Genomic DNA, 8,634 nt, shown 5'->3' on the forward strand with positions numbered 1-8,634 from the left:
GGGGGGGGCTGGTTGTCGCCGGGCTGCGCGTCGGAGGGCGGTAGGTGTGCCGAGCAGGTCGACGCCGCTGGCAGTCAGTGCGTGCGGACCAGGCCGACCCGGTCGCGCACCTTTTCCAGAAGGGGCTCGGCCCGGGCCCGAGCGTCCTTTGCGCCCTGCCGGAGCACGTCGCGCACGTAGTCCGGTCGCTGTTCGAGGTCTTTGCGCCGGGCCCGTGCCCCGGCGAAGTGCTCCTCGATCAGTTCCTTGAGTGCCTGCTTGGCGTGCCCGTAGCCGTATCCGCCGGCCCGGTACTTTTCCGCGATCTCTTGCTGGGTCTCCTCATCTGCAAACAGGGTGATCAGCGCAAAGACGTTGCAGGACTCGGGGTCCTTCGGTTCGTCGAGGGGGGTGGAGTCGGTTACAATGTTCATCACCTTCTCCTCAAGCGCATCGCCCTCGTCGAAGATGCCGATGGTGTTGTCGTAGCTCTTCGACATCTTGCGCCCGTCGGTGCCAGGGATCACGGCCACGTCGTCGAGAATCTGGGGCTCGGGGACGGGGAGGAGCGGCTCGTCCTCCGGGCAGAACCGGTTATTGAAGCGACGGGCCAGGTCGCGGGCGATCTCCAGGTTCTGCTTCTGGTCCGCCCCCACAGGCACCAGCGAGCCGCCGTACGCGAGAATGTCGGCGGCCTGCAGCACCGGGTAGTTGAAGAGGCCCGCGTTCGGCGTGAGGCCGGCGTCCACCTTGTCTTTGTAGGCCACCCCTTTCTCGAGGGTGCTCGTCGGGAGGAGGTTGAAGAAGATCCACATGAGCTCGGTCACCTCCGGCACGTCGCTCTGCACGAAGAGGGCCGCCTCGTCCGGGTCGAAGCCGAGGGCGAGGTAGTCCAGTGCCACGTTGAAGGTGTGTTCGCGGAGCCGCTCCGCGTCCTGCACCGTCGTCATCGCGTGGTAGTTCACGATGAAGTAGTAGGCGTCGTGCTGCTGATGCAGGTCGATGTGTTGGCGAAGCGCCCCGAAGTAGTTGCCCAGGTGCAGGCGGCCGGACGGCTGGATGCCGGAGACCACGACCGGGTCGGCGGGGCGTTCGGTGTCCGGGAGCGAGGCAGAGTCGGGGGCTTCCATCGGGGCAAGGGGCGTGAGGCGTGAGGAGAAATACGTGAGGCTTGCTAGGCCGCGTCGCCGATGCGCCGCTGGAGGGCGTCGAGGGCGTCGAGGCGGTCCTGGCTGTTGCTCCGGATGGCTTGAAGCACACCGCGGGTGCGCATCTGGTGTTCGAGGTCGAGCTCTTCCCCGAGGGCGTCGTTGAACGCCGTTTCGAGGTCGCGGAGCTCCTCGAACAGATCGCTCAGCGACCCCTTCAGCGTGAAGTCCTCAGGAGAGAGGTCCGTGCCGTTGTATGGGGTGCCACCGCAACTCAGGACAGTCTCGGACAGCTTGCCCACGTCGGTGCGGGCGGTCTTCTGGAGGCGCTCCAGTACGTCCACGACGCGCTCGTCGTCGCAGTGGCGGATGGCGGCCCCGTAGTGGTGGTTCAGTTCAATGTGCTGCCGGATGAGCGGGTCGATGCGGTCGACCGTCTCGGACCGGCTAAGCGTCTGGCCGGCCCAGCCGCGGTTGAGAAGGGCCTCTTTGATTGGGTTCGGCATAACCGGGGAGAAGAATCAGGGGAAAGATCTTGATTGGTACCGTCGTCCGGGGGCGAAGTTTGCAGGCAAACGGCGTGTGCGGGCGACAGGCGGATCGTGTCCACGCGGTCACAACAATCCTTCCGAGGCCACGCGCAGGGCCTGGCGGAGGGCAGCGGCTTTGTCCCGGGTCTCCTCGTACTCGCGGCTGGGATCGCTGTCCGCAACGATGCCCGCCCCGGCCTGCACATACGCCGTCTCGTCGGCCACGACCATGGTGCGGATGGTGATGCAGGTGTCGAGGGTGCCGGAGAAATCGACGTAGCCGACGGCCCCGGCGTACACCCCGCGCCGGGAGGGCTCCAGGTCGTCGATGATTTCCATCGCCCGCACCTTGGGCGCGCCGCTGACCGTCCCGGCCGGGAAGCAGGCCGCCAGGGCATCCATGGAGCTCTGGTCGGGGGCGAGCGCGCCCTTCACCGACGACACGATGTGCATGACGTGGGAGTACCGTTCGACGTAGGCGTACCGGTCGACCTCCACGGTGGCGTACTGGCACACGCGGCCGAGGTCATTGCGGCCGAGGTCGACGAGCATCAGGTGCTCGGCGCGCTCTTTGTTGTCGTTGAGCAACTCGTCGGCGAGGGCTTCGTCTTCGTCCTCGTCGTCGCCCCGTGGCCGCGTCCCCGCAATGGGCAAGACCTCGGCGGTGCCGTCCTCGGCCCGCACCAGCACCTCCGGCGACGAGCCCACGAGCGCAAGGTCGTCGAGGTCGAGGTAAAAAAGGTAGGGCGACGGGTTGACCTGCCGCAGGGCACGGTACAGGTTGAAGCGGTCGCCGTCGAAGGAGGTCGCAAAGCGCTGCGACAGGACGACCTGGAAGATGTCGCCCTTCTGGATGTGATCCTTGGCCGTGCGGACGGCGTCTTCGAAGGCGGGCTGCTCGATGTTGGAGGCAAGTTCCTCGCGCGTCCACTCGACGGGGGCCGGGGGATCGGACGGGCGCTTGAGGTCCGCCTCCAGGTCGGCGAGGCGGGTCTGGGCGTTTTCGAACGCGGCCCGCAGGTCCGTCTCCTCGTCGACGAACACGTTCGCCATTAGCACGAGTTGGTGACGGACGTGGTCGAAGGCCGCGACGGTATCGTAGAAGCACCACACCGCGTCGGGGAGGCCGAGGTCATCAGGGGGAGCGTCCGGAAGGTCCTCCACGAGACGCACGGCGTCGTATCCGAGGTAGCCAACGGCCCCCCCGCGCAGCCGGGGAAGGTCCGGCAGTTCGACCTCCTCGTACCGGTCTAGATAGGCATCCAGCACCTCAAAGATGGAGCCGGTGGGGGTGGGAAGATCGGCCTCGGGGGAAGGTGTGCGGCGCTCGTCCACCTCGACCGTCGCCCCAAACTCCTGGCCCGTCAGAATGCGGTACGGATCACGCCCCAGGAAAGAATAGCGCGCCAACTTCTCCCCACCCTCCACGCTTTCGAAGAGAAAGCTGAATGGGGAGTCCTCTCGGAGGGCGAGGTACGCCGAGACTGGCGTGAGCAGATCGGCACTCCGGCGGGCGTGTACCGGCACCACGAGACGCGACAAGCCGTCGGCCCGGGCCGTGTCTACACGTGTGCGAAAGTCGTCGTAGGTCATGTGTGGAGAGGGGAAAGGGGCAAAACAAAAACCCGCTACCAGTTGGCAGCGGGTCCAGAGCCATTCAGTACGAGGGGCAGTGCACGGCAGTTAGGCATGCAGAGGGCTCTTGACCCGTAGAGAGGGGGACCAGAGCCACCATCCGAGAGATGTGATGCTAGCTTTGTCAATCATACAGTTGTAGGGTACCACCCAGAACCGTTATTCGCAACGGGAACGGTTTGAAATTCAATTGAGAGGACCTGCGGAGGGAAATGGCGTCTGTCCCCAGCCTGGATTCGTTGTGCTGAGAAGGGGGAACCTGTAGCCGGCTCAGGTTTTGATTTCACGAAGTTCTCCCTCCGATCCCCACCTACGCAGCTATGCCTCTGGTGCAGGTCCTCCGCGAGCGGTTGCGAGGATACCGTCCACGCCTGGAGGCCATGGTCTTCGGGCTCTCCCTGTTGGGGATTCTCGACGTCGTGCATCTCTTAATCCAGCAGGAAAGATCCTTCGCGGATGGATGCCTCGGGGGCTCGGCGTTTGGAGCGGGTCCATCCATGTTCGATTGCGCGGCGGTCACCACCGGGGCGGGAAGTACTCTTCTAGGAGTCCCCAACACAATCTGGGGGCTCGCATTCTATGGAATGGTCGGTGTGCTCACCATCGCTGTCTTCTGGGTTGTGCCGAGGATCCGGAAGTGGGTCCATGGGGCCCGACTCGGTGCCCTCACGGGCGGGATTGCGTACTCGGTGTACCTTGCGTACCTCCAGATCGGCCCCCTGGACACCCTGTGCCTGCTGTGTCTGGGCTCGTCCCTAATTACGACCTTCCTGTTTGCGGGACAGGTTGCCCTGCTTGCTTCCTCACCAACACTCCCCCCTGATTCTATGTCGTCTCGACTCGCAAAACGGCAGGTTGCCCTCTTCGCCTACCTTATCGCCGCCGCGGCCGTCCTCGTCGGGGCGGACCTCGTTTACTTCGACGAGACGAGCGCAGCGGCCCCACAAGCCCGCTCCGCGTCCGGATCGGCCGCGTCGGCCCAGTGCGAGCTCGATGACTCGAAGACGCCACTTCAGGACCAGGGCTCCTCACTGGTTGGCTTTCAAGATATCACCGAGGGCAGCAACGAGTCCGGCGTGACGGTTGTCGAGTACTTTGACCCAAACTGTCCGCACTGCAAGGACTTCCATCAGGTCATGAAGCGGGTGGTGGATGCCCACCGCGACGAGGTGCGGTTTGTCTACAAGCCGTTCCCACTCCGTCGCTCGTCGCTCCCAGAGATCCAGGCCCTGTACGTAGCGGCCCAGTCCGATAAGTTCGCCGAAATGCTGGAGGCGCAGTATGCTCGCCAGGGGCCGGGCGGCATTGGGATGGGGGATCTTCGCACCATCGCGGAAGAGATTGACCTTGATCCCGGTGTGCTGAGCGAACGGGTGGAGCAGAATGAGTACCGGGATCAGGTTCTCCAGCAGCGAAAGCGGGCCGTGAAGGTTGGGGTCGACAGCACCCCGACTGTGCTGATCAACGGGCACTTTGTGGAGTCCCGCACGCAGGAGTGCCTGAACACCTTCATCGAACAGGCGAAAGACGGAACCCTCGGCGGCACAGCGTCCGGATGAGGGCCCTCGCTCGGTGTGAGGTGGATGGCTCTCGGTGCCTGCACGGATCATTCGCAACTGGGCATGGCAGTTCCAGACGCTCTTGCCGACGTACTCCGGGCCCCCGATGTGCAGGCCCATTGGTTCGCCGACGACGGCACGTTCCCCAACAACGAGACCCTCCCGGCGCTGGTCGTAAAGAAGGGAATTCGGCACGACGTTGAGGATTGCGCCCAGGTCTTCGAACGTCTTTTCCGGCGACACGACTGGCACGGCGCCTGGCGCAACGGGATCTACGCGTACCCCCACTACCACAGCACGGCGCACGAGGTGCTGGGAGTGGCGTCGGGGACGGCCCGTGTGCAACTGGGCGGTCCCGAAGGGGACACATTCAACGTGACGTCCGGAGATGCGCTGGTGTTGCCGGCCGGGGTGGCACACAAGAACCTCGGTGCCGACCGCGACTTTCTCGTCGTTGGGGCCTATCCGGCGGCCTGTCCGGATTGGGACCTGAAGCGGGGCCGTCCCGGCGAGCGCCCCGATGCCGATCGCAATATCGAACAGGTCCCCCGTCCGCGCCTCGATCCCCTGTACGGGGCCGACGGCCCGCTCCCCGACCACTGGGGGGCGGTCACATAGGGACATCTCCCGGCCCACATGCCCCCGCGAATGCACCGTGTCCGGTGGACGAGGGCGCTGGCTTTTCCCGCAGACGTCATCTCTCCGTGTCGCTCTTCGTTACCAAGCTTCTAAGCCTCTTCATTCACCCTTTGTCCCTCGGGATGCTGCTCGTGGGCACGGGGGCTTTGGCGGCCTTCCGGTGGAGACGAAGCGGGATGGCGCTGGTGGGTGGGGGCATCCTGGTCCTGTGGGTGTTTTCGGCACCTGTCGTCGCGGACCGGCTTCGAGGGCGTCTGGAAGGACAGTATCCACCGACGCACGCAGACTCTCTTCCGTCGGCGGAGGCCGTCGTGGTATTGGGGGGCGGCGTAAGTCCGCCTCGTCCCCCTCGCATCCACCCGGACCTCAACAACGCCGCCGACCGGGTGTGGCACGCGGCGCGTCTGTATCAGGTCGGCAAGGCGCCCCTCGTTATCGCCAGTGGGGGCACCCAACCCTGGAAGAATCAGCGTGCTCTGGAGGCGCCCGCCACGAAGGTGCTTCTGCAGGACTGGGGAGTTCCGGGGGACTCCATTCTCCTCGAGTCGAAAAGTGCCAACACGTACGAAAACGCCACGCGAACGGCAGGGTTGATGGAGCAGCGGGGGCTCGACTGTGTGCTCCTGGTGACCTCGGCCCTGCACATGCCCCGGGCCCTCGCGGTCTTTCGGAGCGCGGGCATCAAGGCAGTGCCGGCGCCGACAGACTTCCAGGTCGGGGACCGACGTTATACCGTGCTCGACGTGCTCCCCGACGCTGGGGCCCTCGCCGGATCCACCGCCGCCATCCGCGAATATGTTGGGTATCTCGTGTACGACTGGCGCGGATGGATTAACGGCACGTCTTCGTACACGGAAGGCACGACGGCCCACTGCACACCCTCCGCCACGGCCACCGCCCATTGACGGCGTGCGGTTGGTCCCTCGACGATGCATCCTTCCGACTGGGCAACGCAACATGCCCCCTGACACGCTGACGCTATTCTACCGCTTCGGGGTTGCTCTCGTCCTTGGGCTTTTCATGGGGCTACAGCGCGAATATGCGTACCGCGACCGGGCCGATGGGGACGGAGAGTTGCTCGCTGGCGCGCGGACCTTTCCCATCATTGCGCTCCTGGGGGCGGCGTCGGCCCTCGGGGCCGCCGAGCTCGAAAGCGGGTTGCCGTTCGCAATGTCTGTTATTGCAATAGGGGTATTGCTTGCCGTCGGGCATTTCCTTCAGGCCCGGGCACGAGACACTGGTCTGACCACCGAAATGGCGGCGCTCGTGGCCTTCTTCACCGGGGGGCTTTGCTACTGGGGGTACCTCCGCCTGGGCGCGGCCCTCGGGGTGGGGACGGCGGTGCTCTTGTCGCTGAAGGTACAGACCCATGCCCTCGCCCGCACGCTGGACCAGGAAGACGTGATCGCGACCCTCAAGTTTGCGGTCATCACGGTCATTGTGCTGCCCCTGCTGCCTCAGCAGGGCTACGGCCCGTCGCCGTTCGACGTGCTGGTCCCGTATAACGTCTGGCTCATGGTCGTGCTGATCTCCGGAATCAGTTTTCTGGGGTACGTACTCATCAAGGTCGTGGGCCCGCGTCGTGGGGTGGGGCTGACCGGCATTCTTGGGGGCCTCGCATCAAGCACGGCCGTGACGTTGAGCGTCGCGGAGCGGAGCCGAGACTCGGAGGGACTAGACCGGCCCTTCGCATTGGCTGTGCTCCTGGCCTGGGCCATTATGTTCGTCCGTGTCATCGTGGAAGTGGCGGTCATCAATCCGTCCCTGCTCTTGACCGTCTGGGCGCCCGTCCTGGGGGTTTTCGTTGTAATCCTCGCCTACTGTGGGTACCTGTACGGCGTGCAGCCAGCCGAAAAGCACGACGAACCCCAGACCGTCAAGAATCCGTTTCGCCTCGGTCCTGCAATCACGTTTGGGGTGTTATACGCCGTCATCCTCGTCCTGTCGAACGGGGCGCAAACCTACTTTGGCGACGCGGGTGTGTACCTGTCGAGCGTCGTGGCGGGGCTGGCGGACGTGGACGCCATCACCCTTTCGATGGCTCGGCTTCACGAAAGTGGAGACGTGGGGGCGGTGCCCGCCACCCGTGCCATCGTGATCGCGGCGGCCGCCAATACGGTGCTGAAGGGGGGCATCGTGGCGCTCACCGGCACGTCGGGCCTGCGGCGGGCGGTGGTGCCGGGCCTGCTCTTGATTGTGGGGGCGTCCGGTGTGGCCCTGCTTTTCATTTAGGGCCTTGAGTACGTGGCGGGCGGGCGCGGCGGCCTGTGCGGTGCAGCATCGATGCAACCATGAGCCACCAACCCATGCAGGTCTATCATCGGCCCATCGTTGGGGTCCTGATTCTGACACTGGTGCCCGTTTCGGTGGGGTGGGCACAGGAGGAGCGTGTGCCGGGCGACACGAGCGAAGCCTGGCACGAAGACGCCTGGACGCCGATCATCGAGCAGGACGGGCTACAGATTTCCTACATCTACTACCCGGAGGCCGATACCAGGCACGACGGGGTCGTGCTGCGTCTCGTAAATGAGAACGAGGTGCCGGTCCGGTACGGATTCACGATCATCTTCCGGGCGCCCGCGGCGGACACCACGGCCCCTGTTCGAGGCCGCGTCGGGCCCGACGCGACAAAGACTGGGGATGACGCCGGCCTCTTCTGGGTGCCGTTCCGGGGGAAAGACCGAAGCCTGGGGGAAATCGGGCTTCGGGGGCTGTCCGTGGTTCCCCTTCAGCCGGATGCTTTCGATTGATTCCGTCCGCACGGGAGCAGGGTGAATGCTTCTTGGAAACTGTCCCGGGGCCGCACGCGCCCAAAACCGTCTGGCGTGCGCCTCGTACCCAAAGAGACAAGTAACCGTTTTCGACCCCGCACGTTGTCGCTTTCCAAACCCACTGTTCTCTCGTCGTGAGCACCACCGATGCCTTGTCCCCGGCGGAAACCACCGCCCCGACGGACGACGTGGATCCGGTTCTCAAGGAAGAAATCGAAAAGCGGCGGACATTTGCCATCATTAGTCACCCGGACGCGGGCAAGACGACCCTTACCGAAAAGCTTCTCTTGAAGGGAGGCGCCATTCACGAGGCCGGCGAGATCAAGGCCCGCAAGGCCGACCGCTTCGCGATGAGCGACTGGATGACGATGGA

9 protein-coding genes are annotated in these 8,634 nt (G+C 64.8%); 6 read left to right on the forward strand and 3 right to left on the reverse strand.

All coding sequences use genetic code 11. The features are described 5' to 3' along the window. Nucleotides 1-74: 74 nt before the first annotated feature. The 3 genes from trpS to trpE all read right to left on the reverse strand — a co-directional run bounded on the left by trpS (nucleotide 75) and on the right by trpE (nucleotide 3,250). Complete coding sequence (gene trpS / locus OJB03_RS15485; RefSeq protein WP_263788977.1) at nucleotides 75-1,109, reverse strand: tryptophan--tRNA ligase; 1,035 nt, start codon at nucleotides 1,107-1,109, stop codon at nucleotides 75-77. A gap of 44 nt (nucleotides 1,110-1,153) precedes the next feature. Further along, on the reverse strand, nucleotides 1,154-1,633 hold the full coding sequence (locus tag OJB03_RS15490; protein WP_263788978.1) for a hypothetical protein: 480 nt from the start codon (nucleotides 1,631-1,633) through the stop codon (nucleotides 1,154-1,156). Nucleotides 1,634-1,741: 108 nt separating this feature from the next. Beyond that, entirely contained in the window at nucleotides 1,742-3,250 is a 1,509-nt protein-coding gene (gene trpE / locus OJB03_RS15495; RefSeq protein ID WP_263788979.1) for an anthranilate synthase component I, read from the reverse strand. A 362-nt stretch (nucleotides 3,251-3,612) separates the two neighbouring features. On the opposite strand from trpE, the gene OJB03_RS15500 reads away from it, so the two are divergent. From OJB03_RS15500 to OJB03_RS15525, 6 genes are all read left to right on the forward strand, one after another. Then, the gene (locus tag OJB03_RS15500; protein WP_263788980.1) at nucleotides 3,613-4,851 is read left to right on the forward strand and encodes a vitamin K epoxide reductase family protein; all 1,239 of its coding nucleotides are present in this window, start codon (nucleotides 3,613-3,615) and stop codon (nucleotides 4,849-4,851) included. 63 nt (nucleotides 4,852-4,914) lie between these two features. Further along, nucleotides 4,915-5,469, forward strand: coding sequence for a cupin domain-containing protein (locus tag OJB03_RS15505; RefSeq protein WP_263788981.1), 555 nt, complete (start codon nucleotides 4,915-4,917; stop codon nucleotides 5,467-5,469). 86 nt (nucleotides 5,470-5,555) lie between these two features. Further along, a complete protein-coding gene (locus OJB03_RS15510) occupies nucleotides 5,556-6,395 on the forward strand; it encodes a YdcF family protein (protein ID WP_263788983.1) in 840 nt (279 codons plus the stop codon). 52 nt (nucleotides 6,396-6,447) lie between these two features. Continuing rightward, nucleotides 6,448-7,722 (forward strand): MgtC/SapB family protein, encoded by a 1,275-nt coding sequence (locus OJB03_RS15515; protein ID WP_263788984.1) that lies wholly within the window; start codon nucleotides 6,448-6,450, stop codon nucleotides 7,720-7,722. A gap of 59 nt (nucleotides 7,723-7,781) precedes the next feature. After that, nucleotides 7,782-8,240, forward strand: a complete 459-nt coding sequence (locus OJB03_RS15520; RefSeq protein WP_263788986.1) for a hypothetical protein — start codon at nucleotides 7,782-7,784, stop codon at nucleotides 8,238-8,240. A 209-nt stretch (nucleotides 8,241-8,449) separates the two neighbouring features. Next, a partial coding sequence (locus OJB03_RS15525; protein WP_263788181.1) for a GTP-binding protein occupies nucleotides 8,450-8,634 on the forward strand: 185 nt, incomplete at its 3' end.

The sequence above is a fragment of the Salinibacter grassmerensis genome (genome assembly GCF_947077765.1).
GTDB classification, from domain to species: domain Bacteria; phylum Bacteroidota; class Rhodothermia; order Rhodothermales; family Salinibacteraceae; genus Salinibacter; species Salinibacter grassmerensis.

Excerpts from the sequence above, each read along its gene's own strand:
- OJB03_RS15490 (WP_263788978.1), bottom strand. The coding sequence starts at position 1,633 with ATGCCGAACCCAATCAAAGAGGCCCTTCTCAACCGCGGCTGGGCCGGC.
- OJB03_RS15500 (WP_263788980.1), top strand. The coding sequence starts at position 3,613 with ATGCCTCTGGTGCAGGTCCTCCGCGAGCGGTTGCGAGGATACCGTCCA.
- trpE (WP_263788979.1), bottom strand. The coding sequence starts at position 3,250 with ATGACCTACGACGACTTTCGCACACGTGTAGACACGGCCCGGGCCGAC.
- OJB03_RS15505 (WP_263788981.1), top strand. The coding sequence starts at position 4,915 with ATGGCAGTTCCAGACGCTCTTGCCGACGTACTCCGGGCCCCCGATGTG.
- trpS (WP_263788977.1), bottom strand. The coding sequence starts at position 1,109 with ATGGAAGCCCCCGACTCTGCCTCGCTCCCGGACACCGAACGCCCCGCC.
- OJB03_RS15520 (WP_263788986.1), top strand. The coding sequence starts at position 7,782 with ATGAGCCACCAACCCATGCAGGTCTATCATCGGCCCATCGTTGGGGTC.
- OJB03_RS15515 (WP_263788984.1), top strand. The coding sequence starts at position 6,448 with ATGCCCCCTGACACGCTGACGCTATTCTACCGCTTCGGGGTTGCTCTC.